This is a genomic window from Pseudomonas sp. C2.3V (genome assembly GCF_058536325.1).
Window position 1 is genome coordinate 1,365,402 of the sequence record NZ_JBZUBN010000001.1, and the last position, 19,599, is coordinate 1,385,000.

At 52.3% G+C, this 19,599-nt stretch carries 20 protein-coding genes and 1 rRNA gene (1 of these 21 cut by a window edge); 16 read left to right on the plus strand and 5 right to left on the minus strand.

The window, feature by feature from the left end; all coding sequences use genetic code 11:
• Position 1 precedes the first annotated feature (1 nt).
• Positions 2 to 460 carry a tripartite tricarboxylate transporter TctB family protein gene (locus AC4LF3_RS06430; RefSeq protein ID WP_122043119.1) on the minus strand — a complete coding sequence of 153 codons (459 nt, stop codon included), beginning with the start codon at positions 458 to 460 and terminating at the stop codon, positions 2 to 4.
• Between the two features lie 45 nt (positions 461 to 505).
• Positions 506 to 1,489, minus strand: a complete 984-nt coding sequence (locus tag AC4LF3_RS06435; RefSeq protein WP_173869112.1) for a Bug family tripartite tricarboxylate transporter substrate binding protein — start codon at positions 1,487 to 1,489, stop codon at positions 506 to 508.
• A 348-nt stretch (positions 1,490 to 1,837) separates the two neighbouring features.
• On the opposite strand from AC4LF3_RS06435, the gene AC4LF3_RS06440 reads away from it, so the two are divergent.
• Both AC4LF3_RS06440 and AC4LF3_RS06445 read left to right on the plus strand, forming a co-directional pair.
• Positions 1,838 to 2,509: a response regulator gene (locus tag AC4LF3_RS06440; RefSeq protein WP_010797627.1), complete on the plus strand. Its 672-nt coding sequence runs from the start codon at positions 1,838 to 1,840 to the stop codon at positions 2,507 to 2,509.
• 58 nt (positions 2,510 to 2,567) lie between these two features.
• A complete protein-coding gene (locus tag AC4LF3_RS06445) occupies positions 2,568 to 3,980 on the plus strand; it encodes a sensor histidine kinase (protein WP_376749616.1) in 1,413 nt (470 codons plus the stop codon).
• Here the strand turns inward: AC4LF3_RS06445 and AC4LF3_RS06450 are convergent.
• A complete protein-coding gene (locus AC4LF3_RS06450; RefSeq protein WP_491834965.1) occupies positions 3,974 to 4,810 on the minus strand; it encodes an HDOD domain-containing protein in 837 nt (278 codons plus the stop codon). The genes AC4LF3_RS06445 and AC4LF3_RS06450 overlap by 7 nt on opposite strands.
• Before the next feature lie 33 nt (positions 4,811 to 4,843).
• Positions 4,844 to 5,782 (minus strand): CAF17-like 4Fe-4S cluster assembly/insertion protein YgfZ, encoded by a 939-nt coding sequence (ygfZ, locus tag AC4LF3_RS06455; protein WP_404627784.1) that lies wholly within the window; start codon positions 5,780 to 5,782, stop codon positions 4,844 to 4,846.
• Between the two features lie 147 nt (positions 5,783 to 5,929).
• Here ygfZ and AC4LF3_RS06460 point away from each other — a divergent pair, with 147 nt between their 5' ends.
• Positions 5,930 to 6,184 (plus strand): FAD assembly factor SdhE, encoded by a 255-nt coding sequence (locus AC4LF3_RS06460; protein ID WP_010797631.1) that lies wholly within the window; start codon positions 5,930 to 5,932, stop codon positions 6,182 to 6,184.
• Positions 6,168 to 6,620 (plus strand): protein YgfX, encoded by a 453-nt coding sequence (locus AC4LF3_RS06465; RefSeq protein WP_073450332.1) that lies wholly within the window; start codon positions 6,168 to 6,170, stop codon positions 6,618 to 6,620. The genes AC4LF3_RS06460 and AC4LF3_RS06465 overlap by 17 nt, the downstream gene beginning before the upstream one ends.
• On the opposite strand, the gene nadB is transcribed toward AC4LF3_RS06465, so the two are convergent.
• Positions 6,583 to 8,199 carry an L-aspartate oxidase gene (nadB, locus tag AC4LF3_RS06470; protein ID WP_491834966.1) on the minus strand — a complete coding sequence of 539 codons (1,617 nt, stop codon included), beginning with the start codon at positions 8,197 to 8,199 and terminating at the stop codon, positions 6,583 to 6,585. The genes AC4LF3_RS06465 and nadB overlap by 38 nt on opposite strands.
• Before the next feature lie 335 nt (positions 8,200 to 8,534).
• Here nadB and rpoE point away from each other — a divergent pair, with 335 nt between their 5' ends.
• The 12 genes from rpoE to AC4LF3_RS06530 all read left to right on the plus strand — a co-directional run.
• Complete coding sequence (rpoE, locus tag AC4LF3_RS06475) at positions 8,535 to 9,116, plus strand: RNA polymerase sigma factor RpoE/AlgU (protein WP_010797633.1); 582 nt, start codon at positions 8,535 to 8,537, stop codon at positions 9,114 to 9,116.
• A 31-nt stretch (positions 9,117 to 9,147) separates the two neighbouring features.
• Positions 9,148 to 9,750 (plus strand): sigma-E factor negative regulatory protein, encoded by a 603-nt coding sequence (locus tag AC4LF3_RS06480; RefSeq protein WP_074827575.1) that lies wholly within the window; start codon positions 9,148 to 9,150, stop codon positions 9,748 to 9,750.
• Positions 9,751 to 9,768: 18 nt separating this feature from the next.
• Entirely contained in the window at positions 9,769 to 10,701 is a 933-nt protein-coding gene (locus AC4LF3_RS06485) for a MucB/RseB C-terminal domain-containing protein (protein ID WP_491834967.1), read from the plus strand.
• Between the two features lie 207 nt (positions 10,702 to 10,908).
• Complete coding sequence (locus AC4LF3_RS06490; protein WP_491834968.1) at positions 10,909 to 12,324, plus strand: DegQ family serine endoprotease; 1,416 nt, start codon at positions 10,909 to 10,911, stop codon at positions 12,322 to 12,324.
• 140 nt (positions 12,325 to 12,464) lie between these two features.
• Positions 12,465 to 14,264, plus strand: a complete 1,800-nt coding sequence (gene lepA / locus AC4LF3_RS06495; protein ID WP_010797637.1) for a translation elongation factor 4 — start codon at positions 12,465 to 12,467, stop codon at positions 14,262 to 14,264.
• A gap of 4 nt (positions 14,265 to 14,268) precedes the next feature.
• Positions 14,269 to 15,123 (plus strand): signal peptidase I, encoded by an 855-nt coding sequence (gene lepB / locus AC4LF3_RS06500; protein WP_074827571.1) that lies wholly within the window; start codon positions 14,269 to 14,271, stop codon positions 15,121 to 15,123.
• Positions 15,124 to 15,137: 14 nt separating this feature from the next.
• Positions 15,138 to 15,515 carry a DUF4845 domain-containing protein gene (locus AC4LF3_RS06505; protein WP_010797639.1) on the plus strand — a complete coding sequence of 126 codons (378 nt, stop codon included), beginning with the start codon at positions 15,138 to 15,140 and terminating at the stop codon, positions 15,513 to 15,515.
• Positions 15,512 to 16,201, plus strand: coding sequence for a ribonuclease III (gene rnc, locus AC4LF3_RS06510; RefSeq protein ID WP_491834969.1), 690 nt, complete (start codon positions 15,512 to 15,514; stop codon positions 16,199 to 16,201). Before AC4LF3_RS06505 ends, rnc begins: the two co-directional genes overlap by 4 nt.
• Entirely contained in the window at positions 16,194 to 17,093 is a 900-nt protein-coding gene (gene era / locus AC4LF3_RS06515) for a GTPase Era (protein WP_037030114.1), read from the plus strand. The genes rnc and era overlap by 8 nt, the downstream gene beginning before the upstream one ends.
• Positions 17,093 to 17,767, plus strand: a complete 675-nt coding sequence (gene recO / locus AC4LF3_RS06520) for a DNA repair protein RecO (protein WP_313551973.1) — start codon at positions 17,093 to 17,095, stop codon at positions 17,765 to 17,767. The genes era and recO overlap by 1 nt, the downstream gene beginning before the upstream one ends.
• A 12-nt stretch (positions 17,768 to 17,779) precedes the next feature.
• Positions 17,780 to 18,529, plus strand: coding sequence for a pyridoxine 5'-phosphate synthase (gene pdxJ / locus AC4LF3_RS06525; protein ID WP_010797643.1), 750 nt, complete (start codon positions 17,780 to 17,782; stop codon positions 18,527 to 18,529).
• Between the two features lie 471 nt (positions 18,530 to 19,000).
• Positions 19,001 to 19,599: ribosomal RNA gene (locus AC4LF3_RS06530) — 16S ribosomal RNA — on the plus strand; it runs 938 nt beyond the window's last position.

Consider the following 19,599-nt stretch of genomic DNA (forward strand, 5'->3'; position numbering starts at 1 on the left):
CTTAGATCTCCAGGCCGTCTAGGATGCCCAAGGGCAGTGGAACGTCCAGAATGCGATCGAACAGGATGTATAGGCAGATGGACATGACAATGCTGGTCACGAGGCTGGGCAACCAGCGCCCGCCATAGAGTCGAGCAAACAGAAAGCCTGCAACGATGCTGCTGGGAACAAAGCCGAATGGCTCGAACAGCAGGGCGTAAGCCAGTAGCAGCAGAACGCAGCTGACTACCTTGCGCGCAGTCGGTGCATCCATGGGTTGTTCGTCATGGGCGTGATCAATTGGCGTAGGCTTGATCAGAAGGTAAGCCAGCCCTGCTGACATCAGTCCCAGCATCAACATGGGGTAGGCGCGGGGGCCGACCGGCTCGTAAGAGAACGGTGCCTGATAATCCAGGGCAAGGTACATCATGACCAGGCCGGCAATTAGCCAGACGCCCAGAAAGAGACGTTGAAAAAGCATGGCATTTCCCTCGGACGCTCCGCCTGCGCGGAGCGTCAGGTAGTGTTATTGGATCAGGCCAAACTCTTTGGCCATGCCCCGGTACTTGGCAACTTCTTTCTGTACGTAGGCATCCAACTCACTGCCAGTCATGGCAAATGGGAAAAGCTCACGCTGGTCGCGTAGTTTGGCAAAGTCATCCGAAGCCAGCAGTTTGTCGAAGGAGGCTTTCCACCAGTTATAGTCTTCATCACTGACTTTCGGGCCGAGGTAATAGCCGCGCACTACAGGCCATACGATGTCGTACCCCTGCTCGCGAGCGGTGGGGATGTTGGCCATGGCAGGCTCATCCAAACGGTTTTCGGAAAAAACCGCCAGGATTCTCATATCACCGCTCTCGATGTGAGGCATGGAGTCAGAAATATCCGTACTGCCTACTTGAATATGCCCACCCAGCAGAGCCGTTGCGATCTCGCCACCGCCTTCCAGTGAGACATAGCGGAGGTCACGCGGATTGATACCCGCAGCCTTGGCAACGAGGGCGGTCTGCATCCAGTCCTGGCTACCGACGGTTCCGCCAGAGCCAATGACCACTTTGCCTGGATCCTTTTTAAGCGCTTCGACCAGATCGCCAAGGGTCTTGTAGGGGGAATCATTCTTTACGGCGATGGCACCGTAACTGGTTCCTACCGCTGCCAGCCATTTAACGGCCTTTTCATCGAAGCGGCCAAACTTGCCCTGTGCCAGGTTGAGCAGGGAGCCGCTTGAGAACGCAACGATCGTTCCGCCTTCCTTGGGTCGTTGTGCCACGACGGTATTGTAAGCTACTGCGCCTACACCTCCTGGCATGTAGGTAACCCGCATAGGTTTTTCTAGCAGCTTGGCGTTTACCAGCGCGCTCTGGGCAAGTTTGCAGGTCAGGTCGAAACCACCGCCTGGAGAGGCTGGTGCAATACATTCAGGGCGTTTGGGTTCAGCTTGCAGCTGTGTAGAGAGCATTGCTGCAACAGCAGCGATTGCCAGGGGGCGTAGGGATAGGGCCATGGTTATCTCCTTTTGTTTTTATAGTGCGGAACGGCAACGGAGCAGCGTGATTCCATTGCTGAAGCAATCTTGCGTCAGTTAAAAACTGATACGTAAACAGGTAGCGAGCCTGGCGGCTGGCGAAGTGCGTAAGTAGGGTAGGGCGGAAGAGTTTCCGACGAGGCGAGTACGCGACGGGTCTGCATGATGGGATTCCGTATTGTTGTTTTTGTAAGGCCTTTGGTGCGTATAAGGCTTATTAACCTGATCGTAGTGGCACAAGCTTTCACGAAGCTTTCAATCTGAAAGGATCTAGACCATTTATCAGTCGCTCTGGGTACACTGAGACGATCTAACACGATTTCGGAGAATCGAGTGCGTATCTTGCTCGTCGAGGATCATCTGTCACTGGCTGAAAGTGTGGCACAGGCGCTGAAGGGAGAAGGTTGGACTGTCGACGTCATCAATGACGGTGTCGCTGCTGACCTGGCACTGGCAAGTGAGGAATACGCATTGGCCATTCTGGATGTTGGGTTGCCGCGAATGGATGGCTTCGAAATCCTGGCCCGTCTTCGTGAGCGGGGTAACCGTTTGCCGGTATTGATGCTGACGGCGCGCGGGGAAGTGAAGGATCGGGTTCAGGGGCTTAACCTAGGGGCTGACGATTACCTGGCTAAACCCTTCGAACTTACCGAGCTCGAAGCTCGAGTCAAGGCGCTGCTTCGACGCAGTGTGTTGGGCGGTGAGCGCCAACAGCGCTGCGGCCCGCTCGTCTATGACCTCAACACCCGACGCTTCACGCTTGATAATGAACCCTTGACCCTGACCTCGCGTGAGCAGGCAGTGCTTGGCATTCTGATTGCCCGCCCCGGTCGGGTGATGAGTAAGGAACAACTGGCTTCCCAGGTCTTTGGTCTAGATGAAGAAGCCAGCCCTGAAGCCATCGAAATCTACATACATCGTTTGCGCAAGAAGCTTGAGGCCAGTGCTGTTCGTATCGTGACCTTTAGAGGGCTGGGCTACTTGCTGGAGTTTTCAGGTGCTTGAGCGCAGGGAAGGCGTGCGGGTAAGCCCGGAAAGTTCTGAAGCCAATAGCAGTGTTGTCATCGAGGGCAGTCTGCGAGGTCGATTGCTTGGCCGTCTGGCTGTCTTGCTGGCCTTGTTATTGATCGTGAGCAGCCTTAGCGCCTATATCAATGGTCGGCAGGTTGCCGACACCGCCTATGACAGGACGCTTTTGGCATCAGCCCGAACCATCGCAGCCGGGCTGTCCGCAGAGGACGGTACCCTGAGGGCCGATGTGCCCTATGTCGCGCTGGATACCTTTGCTTATGACAGTGCCGGCCGAATCTATTATCAGGTGCTCGACATTGAAGGGCATCTGACCTCCGGGTACGAAAATCTTCCGCCACCGCCTCCGGGTACGCCGCTGACTCAGGACTATCCTGCCTTGGCGCGCTTCTATGACGGACAGTACCGGGGGCAAGGTGTACGAGTTGTCAGTTTGATGCAGCCGGTCAGTGAAACCAACATGAACGGCATGGCTGAAATACGGGTAGCGGAGACAGAGCAGGCTCGTGAAAACATGGCGCGTAGCCTGCTGGTTGATACCTTGTTGCGGCTCTGCCTTCTTTCCGTGGGAGCTTTGCTGCTGGTTTGGTGGGTTGTAAGCGTAGCGCTTCAGCCGCTTGAGCGATTAAGGGCTGCGGTTGAGGAGCGTCAGGCGGACGATTTGCGTCCACTGCCTAGGGTGGTGATTCAGCGGGAGCTGTTTCCCTTGGTAAGCGCATTGAACCAGTTTACGGTCAGGCTGAGAGGGCTCTTCGAGCGTCAGGCTCAGTTCATTGCCGACGCCGCCCATGAATTACGTACACCACTGGCCGCGCTAAAGGCTCGTCTTGAGCTGGGTGTTCGTGAGCAGAGCCCGCAGCAATGGCATGCAACCCTGCTTGATGCCCAGCGCAATACAGACCGTTTGGCTCATCTCGCCAATCAGCTCCTGTCCCTGGCAAGGATCGAAAGCGGGGCACAGGCCATTGCCGAAGGTGGAGCAGAGCGCATCGAATTGGGAGCCTTGGCCAGAGATCTTGGTCTTGCGCTTGCGCCGTTGGCCTATAAGCGAGGTGTCTCGCTGGAGCTGGAAGCGGAAGCTGAGGTATGGGTAAAGGGCGAGCCGACCTTACTCAATGAGTTGTTATCCAACCTTATTGATAACGCACTGGCTCACACGCCTGAAAATGGTACGGTCATAATCCGGGTGCTCACACCCTGTATTCTTGAGGTCGAGGATGATGGCCCGGGTATTCCTGCCGATGCGCGAGCGCACGTTTTCGAGCGATTCCACCGGCTGGATCCTCAGCGGGGCGGTGCCGGGTTGGGATTGGCTATCGTGGGAGAGATCTGCCGCGCTCATCAGGCTGCTATAACCTTGCATGATGGCGCGGCGGGAGGGCTGCGTGTAAGGGTTGTATTCCCTGACGAGCGCGTGATCCCCAATATCGATTGGACGGCCTATTGAAGGAAGTGCTTGGACTGTTCCAGTGCTTCCCCTAGATCCTCATCGGCCTTGATGTCGGTAGAAGGATCCAGCCCCAGCTTTCTGAAGGAAGCAATAGGCGTCCAGTCCATTTTAGTCAAGGGGTGCTCCGTGCCGCTAAGGCTCTGCAGGTAAGCAACCTGAACAATGTCGGCGTAATCCATCTTGGGCGTATTGCGCTCGAAGTCCAGATAATCCTGAGGCACGTTGACAATGGACTCCTGGAAATCCCAGGCTTTCAGAATCCGCTTTCCTATCTTGGGATGGATTTCCTCGATTACACGATCCAGTGTCAGCGAGTTGGCCAGCAGTGAACTGTGTTCTTCGGCATACGTCAGGATGGGTAGCACACCGATCTGATGCACCAGGCCCGCCAGTGCAGCCTGATCGGGAGAAAGGCGAGTGAAGTGCTTGCACAGAACATAGCTGATGCCCGCGATTTCCGTACTTTTAGCCCATACCTCACGCATCTTATGATCAACCGCGTCGGTAGTAGCTTGGAACATCTGCTCCATTGCAAGTCCGATTGCAAGATTGCAGGTGTAGTTGATACCTAGCCGATTGATAGCGGTGTGAAGATCCGTGATCTCGTTGCTAATTCTGAGCAGCGGACTGTTTACTACCTTAATGATTCGCGCCGTCAATGCCGTATCGTTGCCGATGAGCTTGCCCATGTCAGCGCTTGTGACATCCGGATCCTCGGCGGCCTCGCGAACACGCAGGGCCACTTCAGGTAACGTTGGCAGAACCAGCTGATCGTTTTCAATGGCCTCGTTGAGCTCTTGAGCTACCTGTTCGGCAAGCATGATCATTCTTTATCCCTCGAAAAGCATTCGTCTGATACGTCAGCGTTGAATTTCGCGATCCGTATCGATTACATAAGGCAGATCCAAGAGCTCGCACACGGGGCCCTCGTTAGATGCGAGATGAATGCGGCCATCCTCTTTCGCATCGATTTGTAAAACAGCCAGAAACTCTGTTCTACCGTCATCCCGCGCAGCCAATACTACTTCTCCCACGCTGCTATTATGCACCGGAGAAAACAGCTCGGTGCCAGGCGCTGGTGTATCAGCGTCTACCTTTAGGCGATAGAGTCGGCGCTTCAGTCGCCCAAGGTATTGCATGCGTGCGACGATTTCCTGACCGGTATAGCAGCCTTTCTTGAAGCTGACGCCATCCACGGCCTGCAGGTTGATCATTTGAGGAATGAACAGCTCGCGGGTGGGGCCGAACACCTGTCCGATTCCCTCGCGTATCTGGCCCAGCAGCCAGTGCTCTAGGGCGATCTCAGGCGCTATGCTGCTTAATTGCTGATGGAAGGACTCAGCAAGCGCGCTAGGAGTCCAGATTTCGATACGCTGTCCACTCAGACGTATCGCCAACATGCCGTCAAAATGAGCAACACCATTAACCTGTTCGGGAAGAGTCAATGACGGCAATGCTTTCTGCGCTGTCTCAACACTGGCGCCGAATCGCACCCATTCAGCACTTTCGTCTGCCAGCGTCGACTTGGAAAACACTGCGTATTTCTTTAGGTCCGTCAACTGCGGCTCTACTAATTCCTTCGCCATCGCCAGCAGGTATCCTTCCTGGATTTGCACGATGCGAAAGCTCGAAACCATTCTTCCCTTAGGCGTACAGCGAGCACCCAGGCTGGATGTTTCTGCATTGAGATAATTGATGTTGCAAGTCACTTGGCCTTGCAGGAATTTTCCCGCGTCCGCTCCGCGAATCGCCAGGATGCCTTCATGAGACAGTGCGCAAAAATATAAGGAGTCAGCCATAGAGCATCAACGGCAAGAGAATGAACGCTCATCATAGAACGCAGGCGTGTTCTTGTCAGTTGCGATAACAACAAGATGCCTTCCTGCAGGTAGAGCTGAGCAATCTGATGAACTCGCCTATAATGCGCCCAACTTTGAGGAGCCACCATGACAGACGAAACCGAACTCAAGCGACTTTTCTGGCACAGCCGTCGCGGCATGCTTGAACTGGACGTGTTGCTGGTACCTTTCGTTCAGGAAGTTTACCCTTCACTGAGCCAGCAGGATCAAGACCGCTACAAAAAACTCCTCGACTGTGAAGATCAGGACATGTTCGTCTGGTTTATGCAGCGGGGCGAGCCTGAAGATCCAGACCTAAAGTATATCGTTCGGATGATTCTGGATCGTGTCCAACCGGATTGAGCCGTTTGAATGCCACTGGCAGCACTCTCGACAATTATTTTGTGTCTATTGTGCGACCTTGCTGTTGGCCTTCGTCTCGTTATTTATGGCCAACATTCCGACATGGGCGGCCATCATGGGCGCTCTCATGTGTGTCGCCCATGCTGCCTGGGTAATTCCGGGCGCCATATTGTTGCATCGGCCAAATGAGCCGCGCCGCCTGAAACATGATGAGAGCGGATGGCAACTCTGGTCTCCAGGGCAGGGGTGGCACCCTGTTCAGCTATGCCGGGATAGCATGGCGCTGCCGCTTATTATCGTGTTGCGATATCGGCGTGTAGATGAAAAGTGGACCCGGGCAGTTTGTATCCCGTCTGATGCCATGACGCCGGATGCTCACCGGCGTTTGCGGGTCAGGCTCAGGTTTGCGCAGCGACGTTGGGCGGCACCAGAATAGTATCCTGTACCTGATTGCACGGCCTGGGATAATCCAGTGTGTAATGCAGGCCACGGCTTTCCTTGCGCGCCATGGCGGAGCGGACAATCAACTCTGCTACTTGGGCAAGATTTCTAAGCTCAATCAGATCACGGCTTACTTTGTAATTGCTGTAGAAGTCATCTATTTCTTTCATTAAAAGCTGTATGCGGTTGTAGGCGCGTTGCAATCGTTTGTCGGTTCGGACGATACCTACATAGTTCCACATGAAGCGGCGCAGCTCCTCCCAGTTGTGCGTAATAATGACATCCTCATCCGAGTCGGTTACCTGGCTGGCATCCCAGTTGGGAAGGTGGGGAGGGTGCTCTGTCTTGTCGAGCTGACTCTCGATATGCCTGGCCGCCGATCGCGCATAAACGAAGCATTCGAGTAGTGAGTTGCTGGCCATTCGATTGGCACCATGCAATCCCGTAAAGCTGGTTTCTCCGACGGCATAGAGCCCCGTCAGGTCAGTACTTCCGTTTTCATCTACGCATACCCCGCCGCAGGTATAGTGAGCAGCCGGTACGACAGGGATTGGCTCGTGGCGAATATCGAAGCCCAGGCTCAGGCATCGCTCATAGACCGTAGGAAAGTGTGCAGTAATGAAGTCGGCCGGCTTATGGCTAATATCGAGATGGACATAAGGAATGCCAAGTCGCTTCATCTCATGGTCGATCGCCCGGGCTACGATATCGCGTGGCGCCAGTTCGGCTCTCTCGTCAAAGCGCGGCATGAACCGCTCACCGTTTGGCAGCTTCAGAAGAGCCCCTTCGCCTCGCAATGCTTCCGTAATCAAAAAGTTGCGGGCCTGCGGATGATAAAGGCAGGTAGGGTGGAATTGATTGAATTCCATATTGCTTATACGGCAGCCGGCTCGCCATGCCATGGCAATGCCGTCACCGCAGGCGCTTTCTTGGTTGCTGCTGTAGAGGTACACCTTGCTTGCTCCACCGGTCGCTAAGACTGTGAAGCGTGCACCGTATGTATCAACTTCACCGGTGTTTCGGTCAAGCACGTATGCACCTAGGCAGCGGTTGTTTTTTAGTCCGATCTTGATGCCTGTAATCAGATCGACCGCAACCTGTTGTGAAAGCAGATGAATATTAGGCCGTTCCTTAGCGGCAGCCAGTAGAGTATCGAATATTGCAGCGCCAGTTGCGTCGGCAGCGTGGATGATCCGCCTATGGCTGTGGCCACCTTCACGGGTCAGATGAAGAGGAAACCTTTTCTGTGCGTCTCCTTCGCTTCGAGTAAAAGGAACGCCTAAGTCGATTAGCCATTCTATGGCCTCACGGCTTCTTTCCACCGTGAAACGAACAGCCTGTTCGTTGCATAATCCAGCACCCGCTATCAATGTATCCTTGACGTGGGAGTCTATGGTGTCGTCCTCATCCAGCACAGCGGCTACACCACCCTGTGCCCAGTAGGTTGAACCATTGGAAAGGTTGCCTTTGCTGAGAACTGCGATCCGAAGGTGCGAGGGTAAGGTTAGTGCCAGGGTGAGGCCAGCAGCGCCGCTGCCGATGATCAGAACATCATGATCGATGTGTTGGCCCATATATCGTCTCTTTTTGTTGGTTTAGCTATACGATTAACTAGCGTAATGGCGATGTCATTCTATGGAGGAAGGAACTTTATAGGGCCCGGAGCCGTCCATGTGAGGATAATTTTCCACACGGACAGTAAAAAGTGGCCGAGAGAATGAATAGTGGAATGACTGCTAATAGCTATCAGCGGATGTCGGCGGAAGACCGGCTTACCGATCAGCGAATCGAAGACAAGGTTCGCCCGATATCTGCCGTGGGGAGAACTTTTACGCAGCACCCTGGTCTATCCAAGCAACAGGATGAGAAGGGTGAAGCGGGTCTCCTTCGGAATCAACAAGGAGCTCCCATGCAAACCCAGGAACAGGATCAGCAGCTTGTCGAGCGCGTGCAGCGAGGCGATAAGCGTGCATTTGATCTCCTGGTGCTGAAATACCAGCACAAGATTTTAGGGTTGATCGTGCGCTTCGTGCACGACACCCAGGAAGCGCAAGACGTAGCGCAAGAAGCTTTCATCAAAGCCTATCGCGCGCTAGGGAATTTTCGTGGTGATAGTGCGTTCTATACCTGGCTATACCGCATTGCGATAAACACAGCAAAAAATCATCTGGTTGCTCGTGGTCGTCGTCCACCGGACAGCGACGTGAGCGCAGAAGATGCTGAGTTCTATGAAGGCGATCATGCCTTAAAGGATATTGAGTCGCCTGAGCGCTCGTTGTTGCGGGACGAAATTGAAAGTACCGTTCATCGCACTATTCAGCAATTGCCAGAAGATTTAAGAACCGCGCTAACTTTGCGTGAATTTGAAGGTCTTAGTTATGAGGACATTGCAAATGTGATGCAGTGTCCAGTGGGTACAGTACGCTCGCGCATATTCCGTGCGCGGGAAGCCATCGATAAAGCCCTGCAACCCTTGTTGCGGGAAGCATGAGACAGCGGCGACAGCTATGAGAGAGGTTGATATGAATCGTGAAGCTCTGCTGGAATCACTGTCCGCTGTTATGGATAACGAAGCGGACGAACTGGAAGTCAGACGTGTACTCGCGGCGACAAGCGAGGACGCTGAACTCCGTGCTACTTGGTCCCGTTATGCAATGGCTCGTGCAGTCATTCGCAACGAACCTATCATGCCAAAGCTTGATATCGCATCTGCAGTATCGGCTGCGCTGGCTAACGAAGAGGCGCCTGTGGTGACTACACCTGCTGCAGTGGCTAAGCCCAAGGTAAGCCGGTGGAGTGCGATCAGTCGAGTGGCAGTCGCGGCTTCTGTAACAGTGGCTGTGTTGGCAGGTGTGCGGCTGTATAACCAGGAAGGCGTCTCTGAACAGATGGCCCAACAGGCTCCAGCACCTATCAGCGTACCGCAGGTACAGAGTCCTGCTGTATTGGCTAATTACAGCGAAGAAAGTGCTCAGAGCGCTGAGTCCAAGGCGGCTAATCCGTCTGCAGTGGCCAACCCACAGCTGCCTGGCTACATTCGTCAGCATGCACAGCAGGCTACTTTCAACAGTGTTGAAGGTTCCGCGCTTCCTTATGCACGTGGTGCTAACGCAGAAACTCGTTAATCCCTGATAAGGAAGAGCATGCGGTTTGCTCCAGTTATATATGGAATAGGCGGTTTGTTACTGATAACTCAATCAGTACAAGCCGCCGAGTCAACGGATTGGTTGAACAAGCTATCAACCAGTGACAAGGTTAATTCCCAAGGTTCTTTTATCTACGAGAGCAATGGGAATCTAACTTCACATCATATCGCCAGAAAAGTCGATTCCAATGGGGATGTTAAAGAGCGTCTCTACCGGCTTGATGGCACTCCTTATGAAGTAGTGCGTGATAATAATCGCATTGTCTGCAGTACTTCAGCAGATGATCAGGTTGATGTGGCAAAAAGCCTTGCTCCCAAATTGAGGCCTGATCAAATCGATAAAGGCTATACCCTCAAGCATCTCGGAGAGTCGCGCGTTGCAGACAATCCCACGGATGTCATAGCGTTTATTCCCAAAGATTCCTATCGATACGCTTATGAAATGCAACTAAGCAAGTCGACTGGACAGGTTCTCAAATCCACCACATTCGATCAAAAGGGTAATGCACTGGAAAGACTTCAGTTCATTACTTACTCGTCGCTTGCGCCAAGTACAGCTGAGCTTGATCCTAAAGGTGACTGTGCTCCTGGCGCAGAAGCGGAAGAGGCGAGCCATGCAGACCAAGCTACATGGGCGGCTTCCTGGCTTCCCTCCGGCTTCGAGCAGGTACGATCATTGAAGAGCTGGCAGGCAGGTGGGGACGGACGACCTGTACAGTACCTTCTATACAGCGATGGTCTGAGTAATTTTTCTGTATTTGTTGACTCTGATAGTCATACAGCGATGACCGATAGTCGAAACCAGTTTGGTCCTACCAGTGTCGTATCCAAGCGCATCAATCCATCTGACAAGGATGTGTTGATTACTGTTGTAGGCGAAGTTCCTGCCGGTACGGCCGAGCGCATAGCGTTATCCGTACGGCCCGACTAAGTCTGTGCCGCTAATAAGTACATGTTTCCTGATACTCATAGGGAGTATCAGGAAACATTCAGCTTTTCTATGGTATTTCGTCAGGTGACTCTTTTAAGGCGGTTCGTCTGCTGCCTGAAGTAGTGATGCGGTGGGTACTGCACCATCGCTTGGTAAAAGCTAACTGTTAGCACTGTCTGTCCCCTGCAAGAACGGGAGCTGTATTTCATGCGAATGTTTAAACATTACCTGGCAGCCTTGATGGCAACATGGGCGCTAGGCGTATCGCTATTGGCCCATGCGGATCTTCCAGACTTTACTCCGCTGGTAGAGTCGTCAAGCCCTGCCGTTGTTAATATCAGTACTCGCCAAAACCTGCCGGCTAGCCGTGGCGGTGCCATGTCCATGCCTGATCTCGAAGGGCTGCCGCCAGGTATTCGTGAATTCTTCGAGCGAAGCATTCCTCAAATGCCGCAAGGGCCGGACAGTCGTCGGCGAGAAGCCCAGTCGTTGGGGTCCGGTTTTATTATCTCGGCTGATGGTTATGTCCTGACCAACAACCATGTGGTAGCCGATGCGGACGAAATCATCGTGCGCCTTTCTGACAGAAGCGATCATACTGCCAAATTAATTGGTGCTGATCCGCGTACAGACGTGGCGCTCCTCAAGATTGACGCCAAGAATCTTCCGACCGTTAAGTTAGGTAATTCTGACAAGCTCAAGGTCGGTGAGTGGGTGCTGGCTATTGGTTCGCCCTTCGGGTTCGACCACTCCGTGACAGCCGGTATCGTAAGCGCCAAGGGGCGTAGCTTGCCAAACGAGAACTATGTTCCATTCATCCAGACGGATGTTGCGATCAATCCTGGCAATTCTGGTGGCCCGCTGTTCAATCTGAGCGGGGAAGTGGTAGGTATCAACTCTCAGATATTTACGCGTTCGGGCGGCTTTATGGGGCTTTCCTTTGCTATCCCGATCGATGTGGCTATGAATGTGGCCAATCAGTTGCGTACCGAGGGTAAGGTGACACGCGGTTGGTTGGGAGTTGTCATTCAAGAAGTAGACAAAGACCTGGCAGAGTCCTTTGGCTTGGAGAAGCCAGCCGGCGCTTTGATCGCTCAGGTTTTGGAAAACGGACCTGCAGCCAAGAGTGGCTTGAAGGTGGGAGATGTCATCCTGTCGGTTAACGGGCAACAGATTGTTGAGTCAGCAGATCTGCCTCATCTGATCGGTAACCTGAAGCCTGATGCCACCGCGGAAATGAATATTGTGCGTGAAGGCGCACGCAAGACCGTATCCGTTAAGGTCGGTGATATGCCCGATGATGATTCCATTGCTGCCTCAGGTCAGCCCGGCGCTGAGCGTAGCAGTAATCGAATGGGGATTGCTGTTGCGGATCTGACTGATGAGCAGAAGAAAAGCCTTCAGTTGCAAAGTGGCGTGGTAATCAAGCAGGTAACGGACGGACCGGCTGCCATGATTGGCTTGCGTCCGGGCGATGTAATTACTCATTTGAATAATCAGCCGGTTTCCTCGGCGCGCCAATTCCAGGACACAATGAAGAAGCTTCCTGCCGACAAGTCCATTTCCATGCGCGTCATGCGTGATGGACGAGCCAGCTTTATTACTTTCAGGCTGCCCAAGTAAGGCCAATGAGGCGAGGTGGAAACACCTCGCCTTTTTACCTTATGTAAGTCCGTGCGTGACGGGTTTCCATAGTATCGGGTAAACTCCCAGGCTATTTTTTCCAGCGGGCATTCCGCTGCTGGCCTTTCGAGTGTTGATCCGTGAGTGACCTAAGTCATATCCGTAACTTTTCCATCATTGCCCACATTGACCATGGCAAGTCGACGCTAGCCGACCGCTTTATTCAAATGTGTGGCGGCCTGTCCGACCGCGAAATGGAAGCCCAGGTGCTGGACTCCATGGACCTCGAGCGCGAGCGCGGAATTACCATTAAAGCCCACAGCGTGACGCTGCACTACAAGGCGCAGGATGGTAAAACGTACCAGCTCAACTTTATCGATACCCCTGGGCATGTTGACTTCACCTATGAAGTAAGCCGCTCTCTGGCTGCCTGTGAGGGCGCTTTGCTCGTTGTTGATGCTGCTCAGGGCGTTGAGGCTCAGTCCGTAGCCAACTGCTATACAGCGATTGAGCAAGGTCTTGAAGTCATGCCTGTGCTCAACAAGATGGACCTGCCTCAGTCCGAGCCAGAGCGCGTTAAGGCAGAGATTGAGCACATCATTGGTATCGATGCCACTGACGCGGTTCCCTGCTCAGCCAAGAGTGGCATGGGTGTTGTCGATGTCCTGGAGCGACTGGTCAAGGTAATCCCTGCTCCTGAAGGCAATATCGAGGCGCCTCTACAAGCATTGATCATTGATTCCTGGTTCGACAATTATCTAGGTGTTGTGTCCTTGGTACGCGTCAAACATGGACGTGTGAAAAAAGGCGACAAGATTCTGGTGAAGTCCACCGGCAAAGTACATCAGGTGGATAGTGTTGGCGTCTTTACGCCTAAGCATACCGAAATGCAGGATCTTAAGGCCGGTGAGGTAGGCTTCATTATCGCTGGTATCAAGGAGATCCTGGGGGCGCCAGTAGGTGATACGCTGACGCTTTCCAGCACGCCAGACGTAGCCATGCTGCCGGGCTTCCAAAAGGTCAAACCTCAGGTCTATGCAGGCCTCTTTCCGGTCAGCTCGGATGATTTTGAAGACTTCCGCGAAGCGCTGCAGAAGCTGACCTTGAACGATGCGTCTTTGCAGTACGAGCCTGAAAGTTCAGAGGCACTGGGCTTTGGCTTTCGCTGCGGTTTCCTCGGTATGCTCCATATGGAGATTATCCAGGAGCGTTTGGAGCGCGAATACGATCTGGATCTGATCACGACTGCACCGACTGTAGTGTTTGAAGTCGTGCATAAGAATGGCGAAATCGTATACGTAGACAACCCCTCAAAGCTGCCTGATCTTGCGTCGATTGCAGAAATGCGCGAACCGATCGTGCGGGCCAATATTCTTGTGCCTCAAGAGCACTTGGGTAACGTCATAACCCTATGTATTGAGAAGCGTGGTGTGCAGCGGGACATGCAGTTCCTCAGCAGCCAGGTTCAGGTTAGTTATGATCTGCCTATGAATGAAGTTGTTCTGGACTTTTTCGATCGACTCAAGTCCGTTAGTCGTGGGTATGCTTCGCTGGATTACAGTTTTGATCGCTTCGAAGCTTCTAATCTGGTCAAGCTTGATGTCCTTATCAATGGTGAGAAAGTCGATGCGCTGGCATTGATCGTTCACCGAGACAAGGCTCACCACAAAGGTCGAGCTCTGACAGAGAAAATGAAGGAGCTGATTCCACGTCAGATGTTTGATGTGGCGATCCAGGCGGCTATTGGTGGGCAGATCGTAGCGCGGACAACCGTAAAGGCATTACGTAAGAACGTATTGGCCAAGTGTTACGGTGGAGACGTATCCCGTAAGCGTAAGCTGCTGGAGAAGCAGAAAGCGGGTAAGAAGCGGATGAAGCAGGTTGGTAGTGTGGAAATTCCACAAGAAGCCTTCCTGGCTGTACTCAAAGTGGATAGCTGAGAATATGTCATTCAATTTTCCTTTGCTTTTGGTTATCGCTGTCGCAGTGTGTGGCGGTTTGGCACTGTTTGATTTGGTCTTTCTGGCGCCACGCCGGCGTACAAGAATTGCGACATACGAAGGGCAGGTTACCGAGCCCGATCCAGTTGCTTTGGATAATTTGAGGAAGGAGCCACTCTTGGTCGAGTATGGGAAGTCATTCTTTCCTGTACTCGCCATCGTTTTGGTTCTGCGGTCGTTTCTGGTGGAGCCTTTCCAGATTCCTTCGGGATCAATGAAGCCCACATTGGAAGTGGGCGATTTCATCTTGGTAAACAAGTTCGCCTATGGAATCCGTTTGCCGGTTATCGATACTAAGATCATCCCGGTTGGAGACCCGCAGCGTGGTGATGTCATGGTATTTCGCTATCCCAGCGACCCCTCCGTTAATTACATCAAGCGTGTTGTAGGCTTGCCTGGCGACACCATTCGCTATACTCCAGAGAAGCAGCTTTTTGTGAACGGTCAATTGGTCTCAAAGCAATTGATCGGAGAGGAGCCTGGCTCTTTGGGTAGTGCAAAGCTATACAAAGAGAAATTAGGCGAAGTAGAGCATGTCATTCGTGAGGAGATGACTCGTTATAACCTGCCGGCGGATAGTCAGTGGGTTATACCGGCTGGTCATTATTTCATGATGGGGGACAACCGGGATAACTCCAATGACAGTCGTTACTGGAACGACCCTGGCATTCCACACGAACTGCTTGGCATGGTCCCCGATAAAAATATTGTTGGCAAAGCCTTCGCAGTCTGGATGAGCTGGCCTGACCCAAAGGTCAAAAATTTACCTAACTTTTCCCGTGTAGGGATCATTCATTAAATAGGAAATGCGTCATGTCTATGTCGCACAGGCAAAAGGGACTTTCCTTCATAGGCTGGCTGCTAATGCTGTGCATTATTGCTTTCTTGGCAAGCACAGCCTTTAAGCTTATTCCTCATTATCTGGATTATCAGGCGATGACCAAAGTCATCACCTCTATAGAAAGTGAGAAAGCGATGAATATTCATAGCGTGCCCGATGTGTATTCGTATGTAAGCAAGGGCATGCAGGTTAATAGCATTAATGATATTGACCTTGATAAAGCCATGCAGGTGAAGACTGAGGACAATAGATTCCTTATCCATCTGGATTATGAAAAGCGTGAACCTCTAATCCGTAATATTGATTTAGTGGTTCATTTTGAACGCGACTTCCGTATAAGTATCCCGTGAACCCACCCTTAGATCGTCTCGAGCGCCGGCTCGGTTACACCTTCAAAGACCAGGGCCAAATGGTCCTGGCTCTCACTCATCGCAGTTTTGCCAGTAAGAATAATGAGCGTCTTGAGTTTCTAGGAGACGCTATTCTTAACTTTGTGATTGGCGAAGCGCTCTATCAACATTTCCCTCAAGCCCGTGAAGGCCAGCTTTCTCGCCTGCGCGCAAGATTGGTAAAGGGAGAGACCTTAGCTGTCCTGGCCCGTAGTTTTGAGATTGGAGACTATCTCCGGCTAGGCTCGGGCGAGTTGAAAAGTGGCGGCTTTCGCCGCGAGTCTATTCTGGCAGATGCGATGGAGGCTCTGATTGGCGCTATCTATCTGGATGCTGGGATGGAAGCGGCCAGAGATCGGATCATGGCTTGGCTAGGGCCGCAACTTCGTGAGCTTACGCCAGTCGATACGAACAAGGATCCCAAAACACGCCTTCAGGAGCATCTGCAGGCGCGGGGATGTGAGTTGCCAAGGTATGAAGTGGTCGCGATCGAAGGCGAGCCACATTGTCGCGTCTTTTTCGTCGAGTGCGACATATCGATGCTAAGCGAAAAAACCAGTGGCCAAGGGCCCAGTCGCCGCATCGCAGAACAAATGGCTGCAACAGCCGCGTTGATTGCTTTAGGAGTAGAGAATGGCCATGACTGACCCGGTATCCCGTTGTGGATACGTAGCTATCGTTGGGCGTCCTAACGTGGGCAAATCTACTCTGCTGAATCATATCTTAGGGCAGAAGCTTGCTATCACCTCTCGAAAGCCCCAAACGACACGTCATACGTTGTTGGGTATTAAGACAGAAGGGGATGTTCAGGCTGTTTATGTCGATACGCCTGGTATCCACAAAGAGAATCAAAAAGCTCTCAATCGCTATATGAATAAGACCGCATCCGCAGCCCTCAAAGATGTAGATGTAGTTATCTTTGTGGTGGATCGCATGCGCTGGACTGAAGAGGATGCGTTCGTTCTAGAACGAGTCCGTCATGTCAAATGTCCGGTGATTGTGGCGGTTAACAAAACGGACCGCATGGAAGATAAAGCAGAGCTTCTACCTCAGTTAAAGTGGCTATCCGAGCAGTTGCCTGAAGCAGAGGTTATCCCTATCTCTGCGCAAAACGGTGTGAATCTGGATTCCCTCGAGAAGCTTGTAGCGGATCGGCTGCCTGAGGGAGACCACTTCTTTCCTGAGGATCAGCTTACCGATCGTAGTAGTCGTTTTCTGGCTGCAGAGCTCGTACGTGAAAAAATTATGCGTCAGCTGGGTGCTGAACTTCCCTATCAGGTCACGGTTGAAATTGAGGAGTTTAAACAGCAAGGGAATGTGTTGCACATCCATGCGCTGATTCTGGTAGAGCGTGATGGACAGAAAAAGATACTCATCGGAAATGCAGGTGAGCGAATCAAGCGGATTGGTCAGGATGCTCGGAAAGATATGGAGGCCCTCTTCGATTCGAAGGTCATGTTGAACCTTTGGGTGAAGGTAAAAAGCGGCTGGTCAGACGATGAGCGCGCACTCCGCTCTTTGGGATACGCAGATCTTTAATGCAAGAACCTGAGAAAGTCTTCGTTCTTCATGCTCGGCCCTTCAGGGAAAGTAGCACGCTCGTAGACTTTTTTTCATTGCGTGGGAGGTTTCGAGCAGTCTATCGAGGCGCTCGTGGAAAATCTGGCAGTGTTGTTCGGCTGTTTCAGCTATTTGAAGGGCAGTTCCGGGGACGTACTGAATTAAAGACAGTTCATTGTATGGAGCCTTTGGCTCCTCCCTTTCTTCTGAGCGGAGATGCTCTGTTTAGTGGCCTTTATCTCAATGAGCTCATCGTACGTCTTCTTTTGCCAGAAGAGCCGCACCCGGCGATCTTCCATCAATATGCAAATACCTTGCGTGCATTGAGTAATCATGCAGACGTGGAACCTCCGCTAAGGAACTTCGAGTGGACGTTTCTCGATGAGTTGGGTTACGGCTTTTCATTAGAAGTGGATAGTCGCGGCAACGCTATAGATCCCAAAAATATCTATCGTTTTGTTCCAGATGAAGGCTTTGAATGTATACCTGTGTATCAGCCTGGTGCATTCCAAGGTAGTGAGCTGCTGGCCTTGTCTGGCGCTGACTGGAATGATGCAGGTGTCCTTAAATCAGCTAAACGACTCATGCGCCAGGCTTATGCTCCGCTGCTTAGTGGCAAGCCGCTTATTAGCCGTGAATTGTTTCTTAAGTGAGAGTTGAATGCGATGTTTGCTAGCCGACTTTTATTAGGCGTCAACATTGATCATGTGGCAACTTTGCGCCAGGCGCGCGGTACACGTTATCCCGATCCTCTTAAGGCAGCGCTTGATGCAGAGGAGGCTGGTGCAGATGGAATTACACTGCATTTACGTGAAGACCGTAGGCATATTCAGGAGCGAGACGTTCGCCTCTTCAAGGCAGCCCTTCAGACGCGCATGAACCTTGAGATCGCAATGACTCCGGCGATGCTGGATTTAGCCTGCGATGTCAGGCCGGAGCATGTCTGCCTTGTACCTGAAAAAAGAGAAGAATTGACGACAGAGGGTGGCTTGGATGTTCTAGGGCAAGAACATCGGATAAGGGAAGCTATCGCTAGGCTTGCGTCGGCAGGTTGTCAGGTATCACTTTTTATCGATCCCGATCAGCAGCAAATAGAGGCCGCCGCGAGAGCTGGCGCTCCTGCCATTGAACTTCATACAGGAAAGTACGCGGATGCAGCGAGCGAAAAAAGTCAAACCCTCGAACTTGAGCGTATTAAAGACGGTGTTGAGGCAGGTTTGTCTAGCGGGTTAATAGTGAATGCAGGTCATGGCCTTCATTACCATAACGTAGAGCCAATAGCGTCAATCCCAGGTATTAATGAGTTGAATATAGGTCACGCCATTGTGGCCCATGCTGTGTTCGTTGGCTTTAAGCAAGCAGTAGTAGAAATGAAAGCGTTAATGTATTCGGCTTGGCTCAAAAATAAAGCTTGACCTGTGAGCGGAGGGGCCTATAATGCGCCCCACTTCCGCTGCAACGGAACGGCAAAAAGCCTTGTAGATCAATGGCTTAGCTGTTTAGTCAGGGTCAGACCTCCGGTCTGGCAGAAGCGGAAAGAGGGAAGCGGTAGTTGACAAGCCTCTGGGCTTGTGTAGAATACGCCTCCCGCTGCCAGAACAGGTTTCCTGATCCGGCAGGTCCGGCAAGCGGTTCAGCGGGTTAGACCGGTTGAACAAAATGCTTGACAGGACAAGAGGTTAGCGTAGAATGCGCGCCTCGGTTGAGACAAGGTCTTAACCAACCGCTCTTTAACAAGTTGAATCAAGCAATTCGTGTGGGTGCTTGTGCTGTAAGACTGATGGATCGACAAGATTATCAGCAAGACAAGTAACACTCGTGAATTCGAGAGTTTATTTGCGATTGCTGAGCCAAGTTTAGGGTTTTCTCAAAACCCAAATATGTTTGAACTGAAGAGTTTGATCATGGCTCAGATTGAACGCTGGCGGCAGGCCTAACACATGCAAGTCGAGCGGATGAAGAGAGCTTGCTCTCTGATTCAGCGGCGGACGGGTGAGTAATGCCTAGGAATCTGCCTGGTAGTGGGGGACAACGTTTCGAAAGGAACGCTAATACCGCATACGTCCTACGGGAGAAAGTGGGGGATCTTCGGACCTCACGCTATCAGATGAGCCTAGGTCGGATTAGCTAGTTGGTGGGGTAACGGCTCACCAAGGCGACGATCCGTAACTGGTCTGAGAGGATGATCAGTCACACTGGAACTGAGACACGGTCCAGACTCCTACGGGAGGCAGCAGTGGGGAATATTGGACAATGGGCGAAAGCCTGATCCAGCCATGCCGCGTGTGTGAAGAAGGCCCTCGGGTCGTAAAGCACTTTAAGCTGGGAGGAAGGGTTGTAACCTAATACGTTGCAATTTTGACGTTACCAGCAGAATAAGCACCGGCTAACTCTGTGCCAGCAGCCGCGGTAATACAGAGGGTGCAAGCGTTAATCGGAATTACTGGGCGTAAAGCGCGCGTAGGTGGCTTGGTAAGTTGAATGT